The organism is Polynucleobacter sp. QLW-P1DATA-2 (assembly GCF_001870365.1).
Taxonomy (GTDB): domain Bacteria; phylum Pseudomonadota; class Gammaproteobacteria; order Burkholderiales; family Burkholderiaceae; genus Polynucleobacter.
Genome location: NZ_LZMQ01000003.1, coordinates 616,291 through 640,587, shown reverse-complemented (window position 1 = coordinate 640,587; position 24,297 = coordinate 616,291). Strand labels below are relative to the sequence as shown.

The window sequence follows — 24,297 nt, the reverse complement described above, 5'->3', positions numbered from 1 at the left end:
TTCATTCTGAACAAACCAAGTTTCCAGTGCTGCATTTAGAGAATCAGGTGTGCTAATGATTTGCAAGCTATCCATAGGATTAATTAACCTTGGTGATACTGAATGATGGAGTCTTTATTTGAATAGTAAATATTTAACTCTTCAAAAAAAGGTGGCGGGTCTGAATAGTCATGCCAAATTTTGATTGGCCCGAAAAAACTACGATGCCACATGGGCCTGAAATTCCAATTCAAGGGCAAGATGAATGGATTGAAGCCTGTTTTCTCGACAGCCAAAGCAAAAGAGCCTTGGTCATTTGCTGGCATCGTATACACACCCTGATCGCTAAGGGCAATGATGGATGAATCAATTGTTTGGGCAAGCTCTAGCCATTCATCAAATACAGGCTTAGCTTGCTTTGTAAAAAAGATAACGCCCGTATTGTATTCAATCTCATCGCCAGTAAAAATTTTAGGGTAACGCCTACCCCATGGTGCCTCACAAATTGCCAGCGCCATTCCGAATTGTTTTGCTTTTTCAAAACCGAAATCTAATCGACCCATGACAACAGTGTCTAGATCAAGAAATAGTGTTTCATCAAATGGCGACAAATCAAGCATTGCGGCTTTTTTATTAAGGCTGCTTGCATCACCACTAGGCGCCTCTACCTTAATAATTTCATGAGGCAACTCAGGATGAAATTTTCTTACAGATTGCTTGAGACGATCAACAGGCAACTTAGATTCATCGCCCCAGTAAATAGAAATAATACCTCTAGACATTTAGCACCCAAATGGTTGATGGCAAAGTTACCAAGCCAAGACAATAGTGCTAATTGTAGATGAACTACCATACCTTACTAATCGTTTCTTAGTTAAAATTTAAACAATTAGACTTCACTGTAAAAATGAAAAAATTAGCCGCCGTAATTATCGATACCTATCAAAATAAGCATTTAGCCTCAATTGCAATCCATATGGCTCTGCAGTTACCAAGCATTCAAAAAATTTACACTTTTTCTGATGAGCCATTTTTCCCTGGCGCGACCTTTATAGAGATTCCAAAGCTAGTAAGCAATAATGACTATGGCTCAATTGTCCTTGATGAAATTCCAAAGTACGTTAGGGAGGATCATTTCTTAATTATTCAATGGGATGGATTTCCTCTTTTCCCCCAAAATTGGAGTGATGAATTTCTAAAATATGACTATATTGGCGCCCCCTTGCTGGATGGCTGGGTTGGTAATGGGGGCTTTAGCTTAAGATCGCAGAGACTTATTCAAGCGTTAACAAGACTGGGAGTGGGGATTGATAAAAGCATATGCCGGGATCAACCTGAGGATGAGATTATTTGTACAAAATATAGAGCTCAACTAGAAGCTGAAGGTATTAAATTTGCACCGCTTGAAGTCGCAGAAAAATTCTCGTTTCAAATTGGCGCAGTAAGAACCAACATGCTAGGATTTCATAGCGCAGATAATCTTCCGCTTTTTATACCTGAGGCTGAGTTAACTAAATTTTCAGATCAGATTGTAGAGAGAATTTTTCAACCAATAATGATGTTACGTTACCTACAAGCCTGTATAAATGTAGGCTACAGAGAGCTATTTCTCTCGACCATTTCGGGTTACGAGAATAAACCAAATTTGTTAAAAGCAATTAATTGGGAGTTAAAACAAAACCCACAAAGCGACCTGCCCTTCATGATTCAAAAATTAAATAAATAAAATTAATTCTGAAAAATAAGTTTTCTCATTACCACTTTTAAGTGCTCACCCTCCCATGTTTGACTTTCAATACGAAAATAACCATTAAAACCGTACATTGATGCCAATCGGTTTTGATCATCAAAGTATCTTGGGAAGGTCTGCTCTGTGATGATATTTACATGGGTTGGATCCCGCCAAGCTGACTCTTGTGGGAACGCAGGTGTTAGCGATAAAAATAATCCGCCAGGAACTAAGACCCTATAAATCTCATTCATTAATTCTACAAAACTAAATCTACGATGAGGAGCGTATATCACACGAGGAATATGCTCAATAAAGTCAAATGCGCTGACACATTCAAAGTAATTATCTGCAAACGGTATCGCCTCAACTGCTAAATCTGCCTTATAAATTTTTGCCTCTTTATCATCGCGAATATCGACACCATATATCTCATCTAAGTTGAGGGGATTCTTTGGGCTAGGGCCGCAGCCAAGGTCTAATGTTCGTGTCATCTCTTTAGCAGTCTAAGGTCAAAATTCTAATTAACTATTTATGCAGAAAACTATTGCCTATAGATTTCAAGCAATGCTTTAAGAGTCGCAATATTTGGGGCATCAGAAAGAATTGGCATCACAACTTTAATATTCTCTAGGGGCAAATCCCACCAACTGAGCTTAAGAAGAAGTTCAATGATTTTTTCATTAAAACGCTTTTTAATTAAACTTGCTGGGTTCCCACCCGCAATTGAGTAATGATCTACATTTTTTGTAACAGTAGCATTCGCAGCAATTATTGCACCATTACCAATCTTGATACCAGACATAATTGTTGCGCCTTCACCAATCCACACATCGTTTCCGATTTCTACCCCACCCTTGCTTGCTGGATGCCCAGTGATATTTTGGCCGCCTAAGTCATGCTGATAAATATGTCCAAACGGGAATGTAGTTATCCAATCAGATCGATGATTACCGCCTAAAAAAATTTTTATTGAAGAGCCGATAGAGCAAAAGGCGCCTATACTCAGTGGGGCGCCCTCGCCCCACTCTCTAATATTGATGTTGTCATAACCATATGTAAATCTACCAACACTTACTGGACTATTGCCCACAACTGTTGAGCGCTGGTGCTTATGCGGCATAAGAAAATTTAACCTTAGCTAACATTAATAAAGCTTAGCATTTTTAGCGATTCACTTAATTACAAGCCAGGGAGTTATGAAGAATGGTGCCCCTTGTCCGACTCGAACAGACCACCTACTGATTACAAATCAGTTGCTCTACCAGATGAGCTAAAGGGGCACGGATGTTATTTTAGCCTATTTCACAATAGTTAAGGATGGTCTACTAGTTTTAGGTTTTTCAGAAGCTTCATCTTGGGAATCGGCTATATGTAAATCTCGAATCTGAGTCGGATCAAATGGGAATGACATACCCTGACCGTTTTCCCTGGCGTAGATAGCCAATACATGGCTCACCGGAACCGTGATTTTCCTAGGAACCCCTCCAAACCTAGCCTGAAAACTGATCCAATCATTGCCCAGGTCAAGCTGATGACATGCCTCCAATGACAGATTAAGAACGATCTCATCATTCTTAACAAACTCCATGGGCACTTCGACCCTTAAATCCACAAAAACAGCGATAAAGGGCGTAAAACCAAAATCCGTGCACCACTGATGTAGAGCACGGATTAGGTAGGGTTTATTGCTTGGGACGTCAGACATGCCGACTATGAATGAACCGCTAGGATTGCTTAGCGGCGCATCACCTTCTCGGAAGGAGTTAACGCTTCGATATAAGCTGGTCTGCTGAAAATACGCTCAGCGTACTTCAAAAGAGCAGCAGCATTGCGTGAAAGATCGATGCCGTAATGCTCAAGACGCCATAACAATGGGGCAATTGCCACATCTAGCATCGAGAACTCATCGCCTAACATGTACTTGTTCTTAACGAAAATAGGGGCCAACTGAGTTAGACGATCGCGAATAGCCAAGCGCGCTTTCTCATGAACCTTCTCTGCAGCCTTGCCTTTTTCGTTCTCAAGAGCGGCTACGTGCACAAAGAGTTCTTTCTCAAAGTTAAAGAGGAACAAACGTGCGCGTGCGCGTGCAACTGGATCAGGCGGCATCAACTGTGGATGAGGAAAACGCTCATCAATGTATTCATTGATGATGTTGGATTCATACAAAATCAAATCACGCTCAACCAAGATGGGAACTTGACCATAAGGATTCATCACGGAGATGTCTTCTGGCTTATTAAACAAGTCAACATCGCGGATTTCAAAGTCCATGCCTTTTTCAAAAAGCACCAGACGGCAGCGTTGCGAGAATGGGCAATTAGTACCCGAGTACAACACCATCATAAATTTATTTCCTTAAATTTCTACTTCAATACAACAAACGCTAAACAGCGGCATTAAATCTTTTGCTAAATGAAGTCCTTCGCATGAAAGACCTCATTTGATACAAATTAGTGGATATCTTTCCAGTAGGCTTTATTCAAGCGCCAAGCTAAGAGTGTGAAGATAGCCAAGAATAAGAGAACCACAACACCAAGGCGCTTACGCTCTAACTGGACTGGCTCAGCCATCCAAGAGAGAAATGAAACGAGGTCAGCAATATTGTCGTCATATTCTTCTGGCTTCATGGTGCCTGGAGTGAGTTGCTCAAAGCCTACGAATACTTTTTCTGTTCTACCTTCTTCATGTGGATCTTTGCGTTCCTCAAATTTTGCAGCACGCTCCCCCTGGAGCTGCCATAAAACATGAGGCATGCCAACGTTTGGATATACCAAGTTATTCCAACCGGTTGGACGGTCATCATCCTTATAAAACGTGCGGAAGTAGGTATAAAGCCAATCCGTTCCACGGGCGCGAGCTTCAACTGATAGATCTGGAGGTACCTTACCAAACCATGTCTTAGCATCCTTAGGTGACATTGAGATCGTCATCAAATCACCGACCTTAGCGTCATTCAAGATCAGGTTGTCTTTGATTTGTTGATCAGTCAAACCGATATCGCGCAAGCGGTTGTAGCGCATGCTAGAAGCTGCGTGGCAATTTAAGCAATAGTTCACAAAAATCTTAGCGCCATTTTGCAAGGAAGCATTTTTACTTACGCGATCAGGGGCTTTATCCAATGGAAAGCCGCCTTCATTTGCACTGGCATTCATACCAACACCAAGCGCAGCAACCACTGCTATTGCTTGGCATAGGCCCATCAAAGTTTGCAGAATTCGTTTCATACTAGTTCCTAATTTCTCTTTACTGATATCTCAGACTTAAATTAATGGGACTCAAAAGTAACGCGGCTTGGAACTGGCTTGAATGTACCAAGCTTGCTCCAGAACGGCATGGCCAAGAAAAAGCCCAGATAGTAAATAGTGCAAACCTGAGAAATCTTTTCAAATATTGGTGATGGTGGCTGAATACCCAAGTAACCCAAGATGATGAATGTCACCACGAATATTCCATAAATATATTTATGGAATTGTGGGCGATAGCGAATCGATTTCACTGGAGAATTATCAAGCCAAGGCAAGAAGAACATGATCACAACTGAACCACCCATGATCACAACACCCCAGAACTTCGCATCAAACAAATAAAATCCACCGGCCAACACTAGAGCGATAGCCACACATAGACCTTTAATCTTGAAATCTTTAGCACTCTTGACAAACAAACCTAAAATCACCGCCAAGAAGATCCACAAAGGCAACAAGAAGCTAGAGGTTGTAGCACGCAACATCGAGTAGAACGGCGTGAAATACCAAACAGGTGCGATATGTGGCGGCGTCTGGAATGGGTTGGCAGGTACGAAGTTATTCGCTTCGAGGAAGTATCCACCCATTTCTGGGGCAAAGAATACGATGCAAGCAAAAACCATCAAAAAGCCACCCAAATACATCACATCGTGCACTGAGTAAAAAGGGTGAAATGGTATGCCATCAACCGGATGGCCTTGCGCATCTAAGTTTTCTTTAATCTCAACGCCATCTGGATTGTTAGAGCCTACTTCGTGCAATGCAAGAATATGAGCTGCCACTAAACCAACCAATACCAATGGAATTGCGATCACGTGGAACGCGAAGAAGCGATTGAGGGTGGCATCACCCACAACATAATCACCGCGCAACCATAAGGAGAGATCTGGCCCAATGAATGGAATTGCAGAGAACAAGTTCACAATAACTTGGGCACCCCAGTAAGACATTTGACCCCATGGCAGCAAGTAACCAAAGAATGCCTCACCCATTAAGCACAAGAAAATCGCGCAACCAAAGATCCAGATCAACTCACGTGGCTTGCGATAAGAGCCATAGATCAAGCCACGGAACATGTGCATGTAAACCACCACAAAGAATAAAGAGGCTCCCGTGGAGTGCATGTAGCGAATCACCCAACCCCAGGGTACTTCACGCATGATGTACTCAACGGACTCAAAAGCCTTAGCAGCATCAGGCTTGTAATTCATGGTCAAGAAAATACCAGTAACTATCTGGTTTACCAACACAACGATAGCTAATGCGCCAAAAATATAGAAAAAATTGAGGTTTTTTGGTGCGTAATACTCACTCATATGCCTCTTAAAGGCCTCAGTAACGGGCAAACGTGAGTCAACCCATGCCATAAGTTTTTGAGCTGCCGAAGCGTCCGCTGGGACTTCTTTTTCGTGGAATGCCATTTATCTCTCCTTAGGCCTTCTTATCATCGCCAATCAGAATCTTGGTATCGCTCAAATACATATGTGGCGGTACTTCAAGGTTATCTGGGGCTGGTTTATTTTTGTATACACGGCCTGCCATATCAAAAGTGGAACCATGGCATGGGCAAAGGAAGCCACCTGGCCAAGTATTTGGCAATGACGGCTGAGGTCCTGCCTCAAACTTGGCATTAGGAGAGCAGCCTAGATGAGTACAAATACCCACTACAACTAAATACTCAGGTTTAATCGAGCGCCATTGATTCTGGGCATAAGGAGGGGTGAATTGAGATGGATCACGCAAAGAATTCGGATCAGCCAATTCATTATCAATTTTGGATAATTCAGCAACTTGCTCAGGCGTGCGACGCACTACCCAAACTGGCTTTCCACGCCACTCAGCGGTTCTCATTTCATCTGGCTTCATGCCAGAAATATCAATCTCAACAGGTGCACCTGCGGCCTTAGCACGCTCAGAAGGCTCGAAACTGTCTATAAAAGGATAAAGGGCTGCGGCAGCACCTACGCCACCAACTGCCGATGTGGCGATCAACCAATTACGGCGATCCTTGTCCATACAGGGCTTGTCACTCATTTACAAAATTCCTAGAAAGGGTATTTATGGGTGGAAATTGCTTAAAGGTAGGATTTTAAAGTAAAAAGTGGGGTAAGCAAGAAAGTTATGGGGTTAATCTTGAGTTAATCAGGATTTGAACAAAAAAGGGGGGAATTATGGCCGTTTTAAAGGAATTTCGGGACTTTGCAGTCAAGGGCAACGTCATTGATCTAGCGGTTGGCGTGATTATTGGGGGTGCTTTTGGAAAAATCGTGGATTCCTTAGTGAATGACATTGTGATGCCAGTAATTTCGACTCTTTTTGGGGGTCATATCGACTTCACCAATCTCTTTATTGTCCTCGGCCACATTCCGGATGGGGTGCCAAGAACTTTTGATGCCCTGAAAAAAGCAGGGGTACCTATTTTTGCTTATGGTAATTTCATTACGATTTCGATCAATTTCGTTCTCCTGGCTTTTGTTATCTTCCAAATGGTTAAAGTGGTGAACAAGATCCGCATTATGGATGCGCCTCCCGCACCACCAACTCCAGAGGATATTGTGCTGCTGAGAGAAATTAGAGATAGCCTAAAGAAATAAGCAATGCATCCACAAATTACATCCATATTGCAACAAGCGATTCAATACTTTCAGTCCGGAAATCTAAATAATGCCGAGCAATTATTAGGGCAAGCGCTTAAATTTGACTCTACGAATCCTGTCGCCTTACAAGTTCTTGGGTTAATTCATGCAACCAAAGGGGACTTTAAAGAAGCAACGAAACTTTTAAAAAAAGCGGCAACCGTAAACCCTAATGACCCATCCTTAATCTATAACTTTGCCAAAGTATTATCTGATTCAGGTAATGATGTAGAAGCAATCGCCCACTTCAAAAAAGCAACGGCACTAGCTCCACTCAATATTGATGCGTGGCTAAATTTAAGCAAGAGTCAAGCTTCAGAAAAGCAATTCCTCGAAGCGCTAGCCTCTATCGAGAGAGTTTTGGAGCTAAATAAAAATAATGCACTTGCTTGGAATAATCGCGGGGCAATTCTAAAAGAAATGGATCGTTATTTAGAAGCGCTTGAGTCCTATGACGTGGCTATTCAACTAAACCCATCTTTTGCGGAAGTCTTTTATAACAAAGGGATTGCATTTTCTGCCTTAGAGAAATTTTCTGATGCAATTAGCTGCTTTGATAAAGCCTTAGAGCTTCATCCCAATTACTTTGCAGCGCTGAACAACAAAGGTATTGCGCTATCTAATCTGATGTTGAATGAAGAGGCTTTGAAATGCTATAACCATAGCCTAGAAATTAATCCAAATTACATAGAAGCATTCATTAACAAAGCCGTAACACTTACGGCCCTTAAAAAATATGATGAATCTCTTAGTATTCTTGGCACGATTACAGCTGAGCAACCTTCCAACACCACTGCATTAGTTAACCAAGGAATTAACTATTTCCAGCTAAAGCAGCTTGAAAGAGCGCTAGCTGACTTTGATCGAGCAACTTCACTTAGCCCAAATAATGTAGAGGCTTGGTGTAACAAAGGAATAGCCTTAAATGATCTTAAGCGATTTGTAGAGGCGGTATTGGCCTATGAAAGAGCTCTGAAAATAAAACCTAATCGCGAGTTTTTGTTAGGTATTTTTTTGAGCGCAAAAATGCACATTTGCGATTGGGGTAACCTTTCTAATAACCTTCAAAAGGTTAACGAACTTGTAGAGGCAGGCCAAAAGGCAATCATCCCATTTCCTTATTTGGCACTCACGGACTCGGAGAGCCTTCACCAGAAGGCGGCTGAAATATGGATTAACGCCAAACATCCAATACGTCCTGAATTGCCCTCACCCCCCAAAAGGGTTACAAAGGGTAAGGTTCGACTAGGATATTTTTCTGCAGATTTTAGAAATCATCCTGTTGCAAACTTAATAGTAGAGTTATTTGAAACCCACGATAAGAGTAAGTTTGAATTAATTGGGTTTTCATTTGGAGCTGATGACCAAAGCGAAATGAGGCAGAGAATTATCAACTCATTTGATCAATTTTTAGATGTGCGGGAGAAATCCGACAAAGAAGTTGCTTTAGCTGCTCGGGAAATCGGTATTGATATTGCAATTGATCTAACAGGTCTTACGGCGGATGCTCGTACTGACATTTTTGCATATCGAGCAGCACCAATTCAAATAAATTATTTGGGATACCCAGGAACAACTGGTGCAAAATACATGGACTATATTGTTGCTGATAAAACGATTATTCCTGAAAAGGCCCAAAAATATTACACAGAAAAAGTTTTATATTTACCCGACTGCTATCAGCCAAATGATAAGAAAAGAAGAATCTCCTCTACTGTTTTTAATAGGGCTGAGCTAGGCCTGCCAGACGATGGTTTTGTATTTTGCAGCTTTAACAATAACTACAAAACAATGCCCGATACCTTCTCGGGATGGATGCGCATTCTCCACCAAGTAGAGGGAAGCGTCTTATGGCTCTTTGAAGATACGCCCGAGGCAACCCAAAATCTCATAAAAGAAGCCCAGACACGTGGAATTGACTCAGGCCGTTTAATTTTTGCAAAGCGCTTGCCACTACCAGAGCACTTAGCCCGACATAGGTTAGCCGATCTATTTTTGGATACCCTCCCATACAATGCACACACGACCGCCAGTGATGCTCTGTGGGCTGGCCTTCCCGTACTCACCCAGTCTGGGCAAAGCTTTGCTGGGAGAGTGGCAGCAAGCCTACTGAATGCAATCGATTTGCCTGAGTTAATCACTCATTCACAAGATGAGTACGAATCTCGAGCCATTGAATTAGCTCTTAATCCCGATAAATTGAACACAATAAAAAAGAAGCTTATAGAAAGTAGAGATACTTCAGCTCTTTTTAATACAGCGCTATTTACAAAAAATATCGAAGATCTTTATTTGAGTATTCTTTAAATATTCGTATTTTATTGCCATTACAACATGTGTTATTTCCAATCCTTTCCTAATCCAAAATAATGGATAACCTAGAAGAAGCTAAGCAATTTTTCTTAGCAGGATTATCTTGCCTTGAATCAAAAAATTACGATGAGGCTGAACTTAATTTTGAAAAATCTTTAAAAATTTCACCTAATAGAGTATCCGTTCTAACCAATTTATCTGCCGTAAAAATTAAACTTAAAAAAATTAATGCGGCCAAAGAATTTGCACTTAGATCAATCGCGTTAGATCCAATGAATGGTCCGGGATATCTAAATATGGGCCTTGCGAACAAAGAGGAAAAGGACTTTGACTCTGCCCTCACCTATTTCGATAAAGCTATTGAGATTTCGCCTAGCTATGCCGAGGCCTGGTGCAATAAAGGGTCCACACTAAATGCGCTAAAACGCTATGAAGAGGCCTTGACGTATTTTGATAAAGCTATTGAGATTTCGCCTAGCTATGCCGAGGCCTGGTGCAATAAAGGGTCCACACTAAATGCGCTAAAACGCTATGAAGAGGCCTTGACGTATTTTGATAAAGCTATTGAGTGTGCTCCAAACAATGCAGAGGCCTGGTGCAATAAAGGAGCATCTTTAACTTACTTAAGTCGCATCAACGAAGCCTTAAGCCATTTTGATAAAGCTATTGAAATCGATTCTGATTATGTAGAAGCCTGGTGCAATAAAGGAGCGGCTTACATGGACCAAGATCAGGCAAATGAAGCTTTAGTTTGCGTAAACAAAGCCTTGGATTTGAATCCACTTTATGCCGAGGCCTGGAATAACAAAGGAATAATCCTAAATAAATTAAAACGCTTAGGAGAGGGACTTGACGCCTTTGAAAAAGCCCTATCACTCAACCCAAATTTAGAATTTTTAGCCGGCACGCTCTTGCAATCGAGACTCCAAGTTTGTGAATGGAAGTCTTTCTTGATGCAGCGTGACAATTTGTGCGATCAAATAAAACTGGGCTTAAAAAGTGTCCACCCATTCCCTTCGCTGGCTATCTGCCCCACAGAAGATAACCACCTGCAGGCAGCAAAAATCTGGTCACGGGATAAATGCCCACCCAATTTTTCTCTTGGGCCCATAAAAAAAAGGGATAAAAATTCTAAGATTCGCTTAGGCTACTTTTCTGCTGACTTTATCAATCACCCAGTAGCAGCTCTCACTGTGGAGTTATTTGAACTACATAATAAATTTCAATTTGAAATTTTTGCTTTTGCACTAAAACCTTCTGATGGAAGCGCCCTACGTCACCGCTTAGACTCTGCATTTGATCGGGTCATCGATGTTCACGGAATGAACGATAAAGCTATTGCCGAACTATCAAGAGAGCTCAATATTGATATTGCAATTGATCTGGGCGGGTTTACCGCTGAATCAAGACCAGGCATATTTGCTTATCGGGCCGCCCCAATCCAGCTGAGCTATATAGGCTATCTTGGTTCAATGGGGGTTGAATATATGGACTATCTAATTGCAGATCCAACAATAATTCCACCGGAATCACTTCAATACTATTCAGAAAAAATTATCTATCTGCCAAGTTATCAGGCCAACGATCGAAAGCGGGAAATAAGCAAAAAGAAATTTACTAGGGCAGACTTAGGACTGCCAAAAGAAGGATTTATATTTTGCTGCTTTAATCATAATTATAAATTTAATCCAATAATTTTTGACTCTTGGATGCGAATCCTCAATGCCGTAGATAAAAGTGTTTTATTTCTATATGCAGATAATCTATTGGCAAAAGAAAATCTTAGGAGTGAAGCTGTTACACGCGGCATCAACCCTGAGCGATTGATATTTGGGGCTCGTATCCCTGCAGCAGAGTATCTTGCTCGCTACCAAGTATGCGATTTGTTTTTAGATACGCTCCCGTATAACGCAGGAACTACAGCTAGTGATGCATTATGGGCTGGCCTTCCTGTCATCACGCGAGTGGGGCAAAGTTTTGCTGGAAGAATGGCTGCCAGCCTACTTAATGCAATCGACATGGCCGAGCTAATCACCTATTCCCAGGAGGAATATGAAACCTTAGCAATTGAACTGGCAACAAGACCGGATAAGATAAAAGAAATAAATGAAAAATTAAAGAAGAATCGCCTTACTACACCCCTGTTTAACGCGCCTCTTTTTACTGAAAAACTTGAGACGGCCTACCTTAATATTTATAGAAGATATCAGAGCGACCTAGCGCTGGAACATATTCATATTTCCTAAAAATGCTAATGGTTGGGTGCCGCATACCGAATGCCCTCCCTAATCTTCCAATAGAGCCTTAGCGCTTCAGCATCATTTGCTTCTCTATATCTTTTCTTTAGTAGATCACAGGCAATAAGCCCCCTTCTCGTGCTAATGTCATTTGCAAATAACTTCGAAAAAATAGGGCCCGATATGCTTTGATCCGGCATGATCACCTTATATTTTTCTTTTGCCAAAATTAAAGATGCGAACCTCTCCTGAATAAAGGTTTTAATTGGATATTGTCTTTCCTTGGATCCATAATCAGCATTCTGATTACTTAAACTATTTCCAAATAGCCCCTCTTCCACATAGTTAAAAAATAGTTCTGCAAGCGCCCTCCACTCGCTCCAAAAAACCTTTTTTGCAATGATGTAGTTACAAAAAACGGAGGTTGTAGTGTCGGTCACCAAACCATCTATTTCGATCGAAACCCCTTGGCATTTAAAAAAAGATTGGGAGGCACTCTTAATGCCAGGGTGCCAGATCTCTCCTTGCTCCCAAGGGTTTAGAAAATAGGACAGTTGATCCCAGTCTGGGGAAAACAATGCGACGTTTGCTATATCGCCGTACTTTTCTAGTAAGTTAATGACATAGGCTGAAGAATATCCAGTTTTTGAGGTAAATTTAGGTGACAAAAACCCATACCATGCATCTTCGTCCAACTGATTATTTCTTAAGAAATTTAGAATGGGCAAGAACTCAAACCAATCAGGCCGGGGATTTTTTGAATTATCCAAAGGAATGAATCCGGGCGCTATCGAGACCCTAGAGATCTCATCATAAAAGATCTGATATATATGAATATTTTGTTCCAATTATCGAGCCTAGAAAGTAATTAACTTAGATGGGTTAAAAATTAGAATTTTGACAAAGTAAAAACCCATCGCGTTTCCACGATGGGTTTAATTTACAGCTAATTCCAAATTGAATGCTAGCCTAAGCTAGCGTCAAATTAGAAAGTGTGACGAATACCAACAGCGTAGTTGCTGATGTTTGAGCTAAGAGTAGCAGTTGAGCTGCCACCAGTAGAGTTCAAAGTTGAAATTGCAGAGTTGGATGTTGATGCATAACCATAGATTGCATACAAGTTAGTACGCTTGCTCAACCAGTAGTTAGAACCCAACTGCCAGCCGCTGAAGTTGGCAGTAGGATTACCTGCGCCAGCTGCTGTGTAACGACCTAAACCAGCACTTGCCCAACCTTCAACTGTTGGAGTAATGAAACTACGTACACCGATCTGCTCAGCTTGACGCTTAACATAGAGGCCAGTGTTAGATGCATCAGAAGCTTTTCTAGATACCCAGTTTGCATAAGCCTTCAAAATACCGAAGTCATATGTAGCACCAATGTAAGCTTGGTTGTCTTGAACGTTCAAAGGAGCAGCCAATACCGCACCAGAAGTTGCACCTGTAGTGCCAGCCGTACCCAATACAGCAGTACCACCAGCTTGTTGCCATGCATTCCAACCTGATACATAAGCTAAACCGTTAAGGTTATAACCGTATGCTTGGTTAGAAGAGTTAGTAGCAACAGTGTTGGATTGCTTTAATTGTTGTGCGTTAGCAGTAATAAACAATTTTTTCCATGTGTAATCCAAGCCTAAGCCCCAACCATTTGCATTGGTGTTACCGCCTGATGAAGAGCTCAATACAGTAGCGTTTGAGTTATTCATGGTGTACATACCATTTAACTTGAAGCCAGCAAATGTATCTGTAGAAGCTGTCAAGGTATTTGCTGTACGAACAGTGTATGCAATACCGTTTGTGCTAGATTGCTGTGATGATGGGTCACCGTTAGTAGTTGCTGATGGGCCAGTAGACGCTGTATAGATTACGTTACCAGCGATGTTGTTTTGTTGGCCTGGATCAGTTGCACCAACTGCATTGTGGATTGGTGTGTACTGTGTACCAATTGCGAATTGACCGATGCCATTTTGCTTCAAACCAACGAATGTTTGACGGTTCAACAAACCAGTGTTGCTGTTACCAGACAAAGTTTGGTCAGTTGGGTAGAGTTGGAATTCAGCTGTGAAGAATGCAGACTTACCGTTGCCCAAATCTTCGGTGCCTTTGAAACCTAAACGGCTAGTCTGCTCAGCAGAAGTACCGAACTGGCTAACTTGGTTCTTCTTGTCACCACCAGTAACTGCGGAAGAATTCAAAGTTGTATTTGAACCAACATAACCAGCATCCAAGATACCGTATACGGTTACGCTTGACTGTGCTTGCGCTGCGCCAGCAACTGCTGTCATAGCTGCTACTGCAAATAGCGTATTTTTTCATTCTGTAAATCTCCATAAATTGAAAGTAATGCCCAAATAAAGCTGGGACCCATGAATTTTCCGTCCTTTGCCTTGCTAGACTGGGGGTCAGGTTATCTATGACCTCTTTTTGCTTGTCAAAAGGTAGTTTTTTGGTTTTCTTCGTTGTATCTCGGCAACAAGAAGGCTGTTTTCTGTCTTTTTACCCCTTTGAATGCCAAAATTGTCAGATGGCAAGTCGCGAATTCTTAAAAATCCTTAGTTCAGCCCGTTTGGGTGATGCATTTTCACAACAGAAGCTAGGGGAGGCCTACCTTACTGGAGCCTTCAAAACCCCAATTCAACCTTCTAACGCATTGATTTGGCTAGAAAAATCCTATTTATCCCTTAAAAATCAGTCGACTGAAGAAGAAACCTCGAATAGCCCTCAAATTTTCAGCATTTTGAGTCAATTAGCAAACATCCCCTTGGCTCAGACTGTAGATACCCCTGCTTTTCAGTTTGGTTGGGAGTCCTTTTGGCGACTTGCTCAATCCAATACAGAATCTGACACAACTATTGCAGCTAAATGGCAGTTGGTAGATTTGCTGATCAATCCGAGTAACCTGGAAACTCAAACGAAGCTCACAGATTGGTTAAAGAAAAATCCACCAATTTCTCTAAGCGAAAAAACATTCGCCACGGATTTAAATGGTTTGCAAAAAGTTGCCCGGCAATATTTACAGGATCTTGCGGATGGAAGCTCTCTCTTTGCCAACCAAGCAAAAGAACTTTTGATTAAGCTGCAACCCAAAAATGAAGCGCTCTCGTCGCTTTGGAATGTTTGGCTCACAGATCAAAATGAAGAAGCGCTTATTCAAGCAGCTGAATTAGGCCTCACTCTTGCAAAGCTGACATTAGGTTTACGTTTGGCACAGCTTGACGGCAATGCAGAAAGTAAATCCAATGCATCCCTCAAAAAAGCCGCTCACTGGCTAGAGCTTGCCGCCAAAGATGGTGATCGCGATGCTTGGTATGCACTGGGTGAAATTTATCGTCGCCCACAATTTTCTGGATATAGCGCCTCTGAAAGTGATCGTTGTTTTGATCGCGCCGCTGATCTTGGTCATGCCCACGCACAATTACGTAAAGGCGCAAATCTCTGGCGCAAGCGTGAAAAGATCGAAGAAAAAGTGCGTGGCCTGCAAGCATCCTACTGGGTTTGGCAGGCTCATCAGCAAGGCGTTTCTGAAGCCACTGAATTGCTCAGCAAAATATTGGCTAGCTGTCCTGATCCCAAGAAAAATGAATGGTACGAGCTTGCCCAGAGCGCAGACAAAGCTATTAACCATCATGCCGAATATAAATTAGATGAAGACTGGCTACTACTTTGTCATCGCATCATCATCGCAAATCAATTTAACTTTAGTAAAGCAGAGTTACTACTTTCTGAAGTCGGACAACTGCAACATGAGCATTGTGTTGCAGTGGATATTCGTTGGGAGCTACCGAAGATTTTGCCAAGACTAATTCAGATAGAGACTATTCAACAACGCCGAGCGCTTTTGGCGGCAGGAAAAGTTTTCGCAGGCACTGATATTGGGATTGAGGGAAATTTACGTCAAAGACGCTATCGCTTTGACCAAGTGACTCATTGGCTAATGTCTACTTTTTCGAAGAGCCTGAACCAGGCCGATGCAGAACCAGCTTAGGTGGTAGAGCCACTCTCTTCGGCTTCGGATGACTTTGGCACATAAAGTCGTGCTACTAATAGCCCCAACTCATATAGCAAAGTCATTGGCACAGCCAAAAGAAGTTGAGATAAGACGTCTGGTGGGGTGACAACCGCAGAGACAACAAAGGCGCCCACAATGACATATGGTCGTATCTCTTTTAGCTTGGCTAAGGAAACCATACCCATGCGCACCAGCACAACTACGACCACTGGCACTTCAAATGTAATGCCGAAAGCCAAGAAGGTAGTCATTGCAAAGCTTAAGTAGTTATCGATGTCAGTGGACATCTCTGCACCTAATGGCGCGTTATAGCTCGCCATGAACTTAAAGACTGTTGGGAAAACTAAGAAATAAGCAAAGGCCATACCAATGATGAATAAGGTATAGCTACTCACTACCAGCGGCAGAATCAACTTACGCTCATGAAGATAGAGTCCTGGAGCAATAAATGCCCAGAGCTGATACATCACTACTGGAAGGGCGATGATGAAGGCAACCAACATGGTGACTTTCATCGGCACAAAGAAGGAGCCTGTGACATCGGTCACAATCATTTTTCCACCCGCAGGCAAGGCACTGAGTAGCGGTTGCGCAAAGAGGTGAAAAATATCTGGGGCCCAGTAAACCAAACCTACAAAGACGATGATGATCGCCAGAGATGCCTTGATGATGCGATCACGCAACTCAAATAGATGAGAAAGAAAAGATTCTTGTAGTCCCGAATCTTCAGTGGAGTTATTTTCTGTCATGCCAGTCTATTTTTATTTAGGAGCGCTGTGATGAAAACGTTTCATTCTGGCAGCACCAGATTGCACTCGAGTACGTAGGCCAGAAGAACGCTTAAACCAAATTGGTCTAGCAGCACGTCTGACGCCCCAGCTATTTCGACCCTGGCGTTTAGTCTTGCGTAACACTTCTTTTTCATCAAGGGGTGGCTTTTCAAAACTCGTTTCGAAAATATCCGCTTGATCAGTTAGATTGGCACTTGCTTCGCTGGCAACAGAGTGAATGCTGTTTTCAACCTCCTTGAGGGCGGAAACACTCTCTTCTCGGAACTTTTTAAATTCCTCAATCTCCATTTGACGATTGACTTCAGATTTAACGTCAGCCATGTAGCGCTGCGCACGACCAAATAAGTTACCAGCCATGCGGGCTACTTTAGGCAAGCGCTCTGGACCAACTACGACCAAAGCAACAACTGCAATCAGCGCAAGTTTTGAAACCCCTAAATCAATCATCTCAGGGAACTAAGTGAGGACCGCACGAGTTTCAATTGCGCCTTGTACAAATTATTTATTAAGGTCTTTAGCCTGGACATCGACCGTTTTGTCTGTAGTAGTAGTAGAGCTTTGCGGAATTTGATCTTTTGGCGCTTCAGCAGCCTTCATGCCGTCCTTAAAACCCTTAACAGCACCGCCCAAGTCCTCACCAATATTACGCAATTTCTTGGTACCGAATACCAACATCACGATGACCAAAACAATTAACCAATGCCAAATGCTAAATGAACCCATCTTTAATCTCCTTGGATTATTTTTTCCAGGGGCGCGGACCGCCCATCACATGCAGGTGCAAGTGATAAACCTCCTGCCCACCATCTACCCCGTTGTTTACCATCAACCTAAAGCCGCCATCTCTTCCGGGACGACAGCCTTGCTCTTTGGCAAGACGGGGTGCTAATTCCATCATTCTACCTAGCAAAGGCGTATCTTCGCTTTCTGCTGACTCCAGCATGGGAATGTGCTTCTTTGGGATTACCAAGAAATGCACTGGTGCAGCTGGATTGATATCTTTAAAGGCGTAGATTTCTTCATCCTCATAAACCTTTTGGGATGGGATCAAACCTTGAGAAATCTTACAAAACAAGCAATTAGGATCGTGTGACATCACTTTTGAGACTTATTCTTTATTGGCTGCTTTTCTGGCAGCTTTTTCTTCAATCCCCGAGGTACCCAAACGACGGTCGAGTTCCGCAATGACATCTTCTGGCCGCAAATTAAATTGAGAGAGCGCAATCAAGCAGTGAAACCAAAGATCCGCCATCTCACCAATCAAGAGCTTTTTTTGCTCAGGGGCTAAATTAGAGCTTCGTACATCTTTGGCTGCCATTACGGCCTCAGTTGCTTCTTCGCCAATCTTTTTCAAGATGCCATCATCACCCTTAGAGAATAGCAAAGCGGTATAGGAGGTCTTTGGGTCAGCATTGCCCGCTTTAAAGGCGTCCCGGCGCTGATCCACTACATCAGCCAAATGGGCCAATCCAGAATCTAAATGAGAAGGTTTATTTGCTGAGTTACTCATGGGATCATTTTATGTCTTTTATTTCTTTGACAAGGACTCATCTACCCAAGTCGACTTGCTTGAATCCCATTGCTGGAAAAAACAGCTGTGTTCGCCAGTGTGGCAAGCAATCCCATCTTTTTGCTCGACGATAAGCAAAATCGTATCCCCATCGCAATCCAAACGAATTTCTTTCACCTTCTGGATATGACCTGATTCTTCACCCTTATGCCAAAGCTTTTGCCGCGAGCGAGTCCAATACACCGCCTCACCTAAACGTAAAGTTGCCAATAAGGCATCACGATTCATCCAAGCCATCATCAGGATGTCCTGGCTACCAAACTCTTGGGCAATGACTGGAACTAAGCCCTGCTCATTCCAAGAAACTGCATCAAGCCAAGGGCCTGCTTGAATCGACTCTATTGGGGTAAAAGTGCTCTGGGCTTTGCTCATACCTAAACTTTACAGCGAATCCTAGAAATTTTGAAAAAGTTGCTGTGCAGCTTAGATGCGAACTGGAATTCCTTGGGCTGCCATATATTCTTTTGCCTGCTGCACAGTGTATTCACCATAGTGAAAGATGCTGGCAGCTAATACAGCGTCAGCATGTCCTTTGGTGATGCCATCAACCAAGTGCTGCAAATTACCCACGCCACCTGAGGCAATCACTGGGACTGAAACGGCATCACTCACAGCAGCAGTAAGCGCTAAATCAAAGCCATCTTTGCTGCCATCACGGTTCATACTAGTTAAAAGAATCTCGCCTGCACCCCGCTTAGCAACCTCAGTAGCCCAGGTAACCACATCCATTCCGGTCGCAGTTCTGCCGCCATGGGTGAACACTTCCCAATTACCAGTCTCAGTTTGCTTAGCATCAATCGCCACCACAATGCATTGAGAGCCGTAATAGGCGGCTGCATCAGAAACCAAATCTGGATTAGCGACTGCAGAAGAATTCATACTTACTTTGTCGGCGCCAGCATTGAGCAAGCGACGTACGTCAGCAACTGCACGCACACCACCACCAACAGTTAAGGGAATAAATACTTGTGACGCCACATCCTCAATGATGTGCAGAATCAAGTCACGTCCATCAGATGTTGCGGTGATGTCTAAGAAAGTTAGTTCGTCGGCGCCTTGACCGTCATAACGTTTAGCGATTTCTACGGGGTCGCCAGCATCGCGCAAACCTACAAAGTTCACACCCTTAACAACGCGCCCTGCCGTAACATCCAAACAAGGAATAATTCGCTTCGTTAACACTAGATAATTTTCTTTGCGTACTTGAGAGTTAAATCATCAGCATATTTTTGAGCGGCAGCAAGATCAAGGTCGCCAGCGTAAATAGAGCGTCCTGCAATCACGCCCATGACACCCTCTTCTTCAGCTTTACAAAGTGCTTCAATATCTTGATTATTAGAGAGGCCACCACTAGCAATAACCGGAATGCGAATGGCTTGAGCCAGCTTAATCGTGGCTTCAATATTAACGCCCTTGAGCATGCCGTCACGACCGATGTCTGTATAGATAATGGCTTCTACGCCCCAATCTTCAAACTTCTTAGCGAGATCAATCACTTCATGGCCGGTAATCTTGCTCCAACCATCAGTAGCTACTTTGCCATCACGTGCATCCAGGCCAACCATCACATGACCAGGAAATGCTGTGCAGGCATCTTGCACAAAGCCAGGATTTTTCACTGCTGCAGTACCAATAATGACGGTACTGATGCCATCATCTAATAAACGTTCAATTGTTTCTAGATCACGAATACCACCACCGAGCTGAACAGGGATTTCATCTCCAACTGCCTTCAAAATAGATTTGATCGCCGATTCGTTTTTCAGCTTCCCTGCAAACGCACCATTGAGATCTACCAAATGCAATCGGCGTGCGCCCTTGCTAATCCAATGCGCAGCCATAGCGCCCGGGTCTTCAGAAAACACGGTAGCCTTGTCCATATCACCTTGTTCAAGTCGAACACAGTGACCGTCTTTAAGATCAATTGCAGGAATGAGCAGCATAGTGAGGCGCTAATAAATATTTAAGGTTGCCAAGAAACAAAATTTTGATAAAGCTTTAATCCGTATTCTGCACTTTTTTCTGGATGAAATTGAGTTGCAAAAATATTATCCCGTGCAACTGCAGAAGTAAACCAATCGCCATATTCCGTAGATCCCGAAGTATCTTCTTTGCGTTGCGGCACTGCATAGTAGCTATGCACAAAGTAAAAACTCGTTAAATCTGGAATTCCATCCCAAATTGGATGCCGACAGTCTTGGCGTACTTGGTTCCAGCCCATATGCGGAACTTTATAAGCTGAGCCGTCAGCCTGCTTTTTGCCAGCCAATTCAAAACGACGTACTTCACCTGGAATAAGGCCTAAGCAAGAAGTCCATTGCTCATTGGGGCGAACTTCAGCGCTTTTATCGAATAGTATTTGCTCGCCCACACAAACCCCTAATAAAGGTTTATTTTTGGAAGCTTCTAGCAATGCCTCCAAAAGGCCAGACTCTTCGAGGTGTTTCATGCAATCTGGCATAGCACCCTGGCCAGGTAGCACTACCCTGTCAGCAGAACGAATTTCTTCTGGCTTATGCGCAATCAATACATTGTCATCAGGCGCAACATGATGAAATGCCTGATACACGGAACGAAGGTTACCCATTCCATAATCCACGATCGCAATGGTTTGCGCCAAAATTTAGCCTATCTTTGCTTTTATCGAACGGGCAACTAGAAGATCTAGATTAGAGGCTGCCTTTGGTTGAAGGAACGACACCTGAGGCGCGTGGATCAATTGCCAGAGCCATGCGCAAAGCACGACCAAAGGCCTTGAATACCGTTTCAATCTGGTGGTGCGCATTAATGCCGCGCAGATTATCAATATGCAAAGTCACTCCCGCATGGTTTACAAAACCACGGAAGAACTCAATACTGAGATCAACATCAAAGTCGCCTACACGAGCGCGAGTAAAAGGAACATTGAATTCCAGGCCTGGGCGACCAGAAAAATCGATCACTACACGGGAAAGGGTTTCATCCAAAGGAACATAAGAATGGCCGTAACGAGTGATACCCGCCTTGTCACCAACCGCCTTTGAAAATGCCTGCCCCAATGTAATGCCCACATCCTCAACAGTGTGATGATCATCAATGTGGGTATCGCCTTGAGCAACGACCTTGAGATCAATCATACCGTGACGGGCTATCTGATCGAGCATATGGTCCAAGAAAGGCACACCTGAGGCTAGCTCAGCCTTACCAGTGCCATCTAAATTGATGGAAATTTGAATTTTGGTTTCCGAAGTGTTTCGGGTAACGTCGGCTTGCCGCATGCTTCATTGCGCCGCGAGGCGAAGTGTTGATTGAAGCCTCATAATATCATTCCTAGAAGATACATAAATGCTGAAATTGCTTCACTTTCTTTCTGTTTTTTGACCCGAGTACCCTCATGAGCCGTTTTTGGAGCCCTGTTGTTCAAACTTTGACCCCCTATGTTCCTGGGGAGCAACCGCAAATGCAGCGGTTGGTTAAGCTCAACACCAACGAGAGCCCCTATGGCCCATCGCCTAAAGCGCTCGCAGCTATCAGTAGCCAAACCAACGAGGATTTACGCCTGTATCCAGATCCAGAGGGTGCAGCCTTAAAACAAGCGATTGCGAAATTACATGGCCTAAACCCAAACCAAGTATTTTTAGGAAACGGTTCTGATGAAGTTCTGGCCCATGTCTTTGCTGGATTGTTGAAACAAAGTAAGCCAGTACATTTTCCAGATATCACCTACAGTTTCTATCCGGTCTACTGCAAGCTCTTTGGTATCGAATACAAAACTATCCCGCTAGGAACAGAGTTCGAAATCAACACGATTGATTACTTCGCACCAAACGGTGGAATTATTTTCCCCAATCCCAATGCCCCAACTGGCAGATCAATTCCTCGCTCAGAAATTGAAAAACTTCTCGCAAAAAATACAGATTCAGTAGTTGTCATTGATGAAGCGTACGTTGATTACGGAACAGAATCTTGCATTCCACTATTGCGCGGTAGCAGCTGCCCAGAGAATCTCTTAGTAGTACATACGCTTTCTAAATCCAGGGCGCTGGCCGGTCTACGTGTTGGCTTTGCAGTTGGTCACCCCGCCTTGATTGAAGGCCTGGAGCGTGTCAAGAATAGCTTCAACTCTTATCCATTGGGGCGTCTTGCCCAAGCGGGTGCCATTGCTGCGATTGAAGATCAAGCGCACTTAGAGGCAACAAGCGCCAAGGTAATCAAGACGCGCTCAAAACTAATTGAAGAACTAAAAACTTTAGGTTTTGAGACATTGCCTTCAACGGCAAACTTTATTTTCACTCGCCACCCAAAACATGCTGGTGCAAAAATTTATCAAGCCTTGAGAGATCGCGGCATCATCGTGCGCCACTTCAAGTCACCACGTATTGAAGAATTCTTACGCATTACGATCGGCACAGATGAACAAAGCAGCGAACTCGTCGCCGCTCTAAAAGAAATACTAGCTTAAGTTCGTTTTCGTTTATTTCTTTAGACGCATCTCAGCAGCACGTGCATGCGCTTGCAAGCCTTCACCACGAGCCAGGGTGCTAGCTACAGCACCTAAACTCTGTGCACCGGCCTCGCTCACCTCAATCATGCTCGAACGCTTGATGAAATCATAAACACCCAAGGGTGATGAAAAACGAGCTGTTCGAGCTGTAGGCAGGACATGGTTTGGGCCAGCGCAATAATCACCTAAGGACTCGCTGGTGTAATTGCCCATAAAAATAGCGCCGGCATGACGAATCTGATCTGCCCACTTCCGCGGATCTTCGGCACAGATTTCTAAGTGTTCTGCGGCAATGGCATTCGCTATCTCACAGGCCTCAGTCATGTCTTTAACCTGAATCAGCAGCGCGCGATTGGTCAAGGAAGCTTCAATTACTTTTGCCCTTGGCATCTCAGGTAGCAACTTGTTGATACTTATCTGAACTTGCTCAATAAAGGCCGCATCAGGACACAATAGAATCGATTGCGCTTGCTCATCATGTTCCGCTTGAGAGAACAGGTCCATGGCAATCCAATCTGGATTGGTAGTGCCATCACATAAAACCAAAATTTCTGAAGGGCCGGCGATCATATCGATGCCCACTCTGCCAAATACTCTGCGCTTTGCAGCAGCTACATATGCATTGCCTGGACCAACAATCTTATCTACCGATGGGATAGTCTTAGTGCCATAAGCCAATGCACCTACAGCTTGAGCGCCGCCAATCGTAAACACGCGATCTACACCCGATAAATAAGCAGCAGCCAATACCAAAGGATTCCGTGCGCCATCTGGAGTAGGCACCACCATAATGACTTCAGTCACGCCAGCAACCTTTGCAGGAATCGCGTTCATCAATACAGAGGATGGGTAGGCTGCCTTACCGCCAGGCACATAAATGCCCACCCGGTCTAAAGCGGTAACTTTTTGTCCAAGACGTGTGCCATCTGCCTCTTCATATTCCCAAGAGTGGCAGCCCGCTTCAATTTTTTGTTTCTCGTGATATGCACGTACTCTTTTTGCTGCAATATCTAAAGCATTCTTTTGCTCGGCAGATAAGGAGCTGTAGGCTTGCTCTAGTTCCTGATGAGGAATTTCCAGTTCAGAAACATTGGAGATATTCAGACGATCAAATTGCTTAGTAAAGGAGATTACTGCTTCGTCACCCTGCTTTTGAACAGCTGACAAAATTTCGACAACTGCAGCATCAATCGCAACATCATCGGCAGCAGGCAAGGAAAGACTGGAAAGCAGGGTTTCTTTGAAACCTGCATCTTTACTGTTGAGACGCTTAAGCTGTACTTGTGCAGACATTGATTGA

General features: G+C 43.4%; 27 protein-coding genes and 1 tRNA gene. 6 read left to right on the top strand and 22 right to left on the bottom strand.

Going from position 1 to position 24,297, the window contains the following annotated elements:
* Positions 1-83: 83 nt before the first annotated feature.
* On the bottom strand, positions 84-761 hold the full coding sequence (locus tag A9236_RS05890) for a hypothetical protein (RefSeq protein WP_071464502.1): 678 nt from the start codon (positions 759-761) through the stop codon (positions 84-86).
* Between the two features lie 125 nt (positions 762-886).
* Between A9236_RS05890 and A9236_RS05885 the strand changes: the two genes are divergently transcribed.
* Positions 887-1,705, top strand: a complete 819-nt coding sequence (locus A9236_RS05885; RefSeq protein ID WP_071464501.1) for a DUF5672 family protein — start codon at positions 887-889, stop codon at positions 1,703-1,705.
* 2 nt (positions 1,706-1,707) lie between these two features.
* Here A9236_RS05885 and A9236_RS05880 read toward each other — a convergent pair whose 3' ends face one another.
* The 8 genes from A9236_RS05880 to petA all read right to left on the bottom strand — a co-directional run bounded on the left by A9236_RS05880 (position 1,708) and on the right by petA (position 6,993).
* On the bottom strand, positions 1,708-2,202 hold the full coding sequence (locus A9236_RS05880; protein WP_071464500.1) for a class I SAM-dependent methyltransferase: 495 nt from the start codon (positions 2,200-2,202) through the stop codon (positions 1,708-1,710).
* 50 nt (positions 2,203-2,252) lie between these two features.
* Positions 2,253-2,831, bottom strand: a complete 579-nt coding sequence (locus A9236_RS05875; RefSeq protein WP_071464499.1) for a CatB-related O-acetyltransferase — start codon at positions 2,829-2,831, stop codon at positions 2,253-2,255.
* An 84-nt stretch (positions 2,832-2,915) separates the two neighbouring features.
* Positions 2,916-2,991 (bottom strand) — tRNA-Thr (locus A9236_RS05870).
* 17 nt (positions 2,992-3,008) lie between these two features.
* Positions 3,009-3,416, bottom strand: a complete 408-nt coding sequence (locus A9236_RS05865; RefSeq protein ID WP_071464498.1) for a ClpXP protease specificity-enhancing factor — start codon at positions 3,414-3,416, stop codon at positions 3,009-3,011.
* A 29-nt stretch (positions 3,417-3,445) separates the two neighbouring features.
* Complete coding sequence (locus A9236_RS05860; RefSeq protein ID WP_068320223.1) at positions 3,446-4,057, bottom strand: glutathione S-transferase N-terminal domain-containing protein; 612 nt, start codon at positions 4,055-4,057, stop codon at positions 3,446-3,448.
* 107 nt (positions 4,058-4,164) lie between these two features.
* On the bottom strand, positions 4,165-4,938 hold the full coding sequence (locus tag A9236_RS05855; RefSeq protein ID WP_071464497.1) for a cytochrome c1: 774 nt from the start codon (positions 4,936-4,938) through the stop codon (positions 4,165-4,167).
* 41 nt (positions 4,939-4,979) lie between these two features.
* The gene (locus A9236_RS05850; protein ID WP_071464496.1) at positions 4,980-6,380 is read right to left on the bottom strand and encodes a cytochrome bc complex cytochrome b subunit; all 1,401 of its coding nucleotides are present in this window, start codon (positions 6,378-6,380) and stop codon (positions 4,980-4,982) included.
* Positions 6,381-6,390: 10 nt separating this feature from the next.
* Complete coding sequence (gene petA, locus A9236_RS05845) at positions 6,391-6,993, bottom strand: ubiquinol-cytochrome c reductase iron-sulfur subunit (protein ID WP_071464495.1); 603 nt, start codon at positions 6,991-6,993, stop codon at positions 6,391-6,393.
* 137 nt (positions 6,994-7,130) lie between these two features.
* Between petA and mscL the strand changes: the two genes are divergently transcribed.
* The 3 genes from mscL to A9236_RS05830 all read left to right on the top strand — a co-directional run bounded on the left by mscL (position 7,131) and on the right by A9236_RS05830 (position 12,154).
* Positions 7,131-7,553, top strand: a complete 423-nt coding sequence (gene mscL, locus A9236_RS05840) for a large conductance mechanosensitive channel protein MscL (RefSeq protein WP_071464494.1) — start codon at positions 7,131-7,133, stop codon at positions 7,551-7,553.
* A 3-nt stretch (positions 7,554-7,556) separates the two neighbouring features.
* Complete coding sequence (locus A9236_RS05835) at positions 7,557-9,902, top strand: glycosyltransferase family 41 protein (RefSeq protein ID WP_071464493.1); 2,346 nt, start codon at positions 7,557-7,559, stop codon at positions 9,900-9,902.
* Positions 9,903-9,964: 62 nt separating this feature from the next.
* Entirely contained in the window at positions 9,965-12,154 is a 2,190-nt protein-coding gene (locus A9236_RS05830; RefSeq protein WP_071464492.1) for a tetratricopeptide repeat protein, read from the top strand.
* 5 nt (positions 12,155-12,159) lie between these two features.
* Here A9236_RS05830 and A9236_RS05825 read toward each other — a convergent pair whose 3' ends face one another.
* Together A9236_RS05825 and A9236_RS05820 are read right to left on the bottom strand one after the other, a co-directional pair.
* On the bottom strand, positions 12,160-12,993 hold the full coding sequence (locus A9236_RS05825; RefSeq protein WP_071464491.1) for a hypothetical protein: 834 nt from the start codon (positions 12,991-12,993) through the stop codon (positions 12,160-12,162).
* Positions 12,994-13,130: 137 nt separating this feature from the next.
* Positions 13,131-14,429 (bottom strand): porin, encoded by a 1,299-nt coding sequence (locus A9236_RS05820; RefSeq protein WP_071467806.1) that lies wholly within the window; start codon positions 14,427-14,429, stop codon positions 13,131-13,133.
* Positions 14,430-14,668: 239 nt separating this feature from the next.
* On the opposite strand from A9236_RS05820, the gene A9236_RS05815 reads away from it, so the two are divergent.
* Positions 14,669-16,129, top strand: coding sequence for a tetratricopeptide repeat protein (locus tag A9236_RS05815; protein ID WP_071464489.1), 1,461 nt, complete (start codon positions 14,669-14,671; stop codon positions 16,127-16,129).
* Here the strand turns inward: A9236_RS05815 and tatC are convergent.
* From tatC to hisB, 10 genes are read right to left on the bottom strand one after another with little or no spacing between them, the layout of a single operon-like run.
* Positions 16,126-16,902: a twin-arginine translocase subunit TatC gene (tatC, locus tag A9236_RS05810; RefSeq protein WP_071464488.1), complete on the bottom strand. Its 777-nt coding sequence runs from the start codon at positions 16,900-16,902 to the stop codon at positions 16,126-16,128. The genes A9236_RS05815 and tatC overlap by 4 nt on opposite strands.
* Positions 16,903-16,914: 12 nt before the next feature.
* Positions 16,915-17,391 carry a Sec-independent protein translocase protein TatB gene (gene tatB, locus A9236_RS05805; RefSeq protein ID WP_071464487.1) on the bottom strand — a complete coding sequence of 159 codons (477 nt, stop codon included), beginning with the start codon at positions 17,389-17,391 and terminating at the stop codon, positions 16,915-16,917.
* A 51-nt stretch (positions 17,392-17,442) separates the two neighbouring features.
* The gene (gene tatA, locus A9236_RS05800; protein WP_071464486.1) at positions 17,443-17,667 is read right to left on the bottom strand and encodes a Sec-independent protein translocase subunit TatA; all 225 of its coding nucleotides are present in this window, start codon (positions 17,665-17,667) and stop codon (positions 17,443-17,445) included.
* Positions 17,668-17,683: 16 nt separating this feature from the next.
* Positions 17,684-18,040, bottom strand: a complete 357-nt coding sequence (locus tag A9236_RS05795; RefSeq protein WP_071464485.1) for a histidine triad nucleotide-binding protein — start codon at positions 18,038-18,040, stop codon at positions 17,684-17,686.
* A gap of 12 nt (positions 18,041-18,052) precedes the next feature.
* Positions 18,053-18,454, bottom strand: coding sequence for a phosphoribosyl-ATP diphosphatase (locus A9236_RS05790; protein ID WP_071464484.1), 402 nt, complete (start codon positions 18,452-18,454; stop codon positions 18,053-18,055).
* Between the two features lie 18 nt (positions 18,455-18,472).
* On the bottom strand, positions 18,473-18,886 hold the full coding sequence (gene hisI, locus A9236_RS05785; protein WP_071464483.1) for a phosphoribosyl-AMP cyclohydrolase: 414 nt from the start codon (positions 18,884-18,886) through the stop codon (positions 18,473-18,475).
* Positions 18,887-18,937: 51 nt separating this feature from the next.
* Complete coding sequence (hisF, locus tag A9236_RS05780; protein WP_071464482.1) at positions 18,938-19,696, bottom strand: imidazole glycerol phosphate synthase subunit HisF; 759 nt, start codon at positions 19,694-19,696, stop codon at positions 18,938-18,940.
* Positions 19,696-20,457: a 1-(5-phosphoribosyl)-5-[(5-phosphoribosylamino)methylideneamino]imidazole-4-carboxamide isomerase gene (hisA, locus tag A9236_RS05775; protein ID WP_071464481.1), complete on the bottom strand. Its 762-nt coding sequence runs from the start codon at positions 20,455-20,457 to the stop codon at positions 19,696-19,698. Before hisA ends, hisF begins: the two co-directional genes overlap by 1 nt.
* 20 nt (positions 20,458-20,477) lie before the next feature.
* Positions 20,478-21,134, bottom strand: a complete 657-nt coding sequence (gene hisH, locus A9236_RS05770; RefSeq protein WP_071464480.1) for an imidazole glycerol phosphate synthase subunit HisH — start codon at positions 21,132-21,134, stop codon at positions 20,478-20,480.
* Between the two features lie 49 nt (positions 21,135-21,183).
* Entirely contained in the window at positions 21,184-21,771 is a 588-nt protein-coding gene (hisB, locus tag A9236_RS05765) for an imidazoleglycerol-phosphate dehydratase HisB (protein ID WP_071464479.1), read from the bottom strand.
* Between the two features lie 116 nt (positions 21,772-21,887).
* Here hisB and hisC point away from each other — a divergent pair, with 116 nt between their 5' ends.
* Positions 21,888-22,955 (top strand): histidinol-phosphate transaminase, encoded by a 1,068-nt coding sequence (hisC, locus tag A9236_RS05760; protein ID WP_071464478.1) that lies wholly within the window; start codon positions 21,888-21,890, stop codon positions 22,953-22,955.
* Between the two features lie 12 nt (positions 22,956-22,967).
* Here hisC and hisD read toward each other — a convergent pair whose 3' ends face one another.
* Positions 22,968-24,290 (bottom strand): histidinol dehydrogenase, encoded by a 1,323-nt coding sequence (hisD, locus tag A9236_RS05755; RefSeq protein ID WP_071464477.1) that lies wholly within the window; start codon positions 24,288-24,290, stop codon positions 22,968-22,970.
* Positions 24,291-24,297 lie beyond the last annotated feature (7 nt).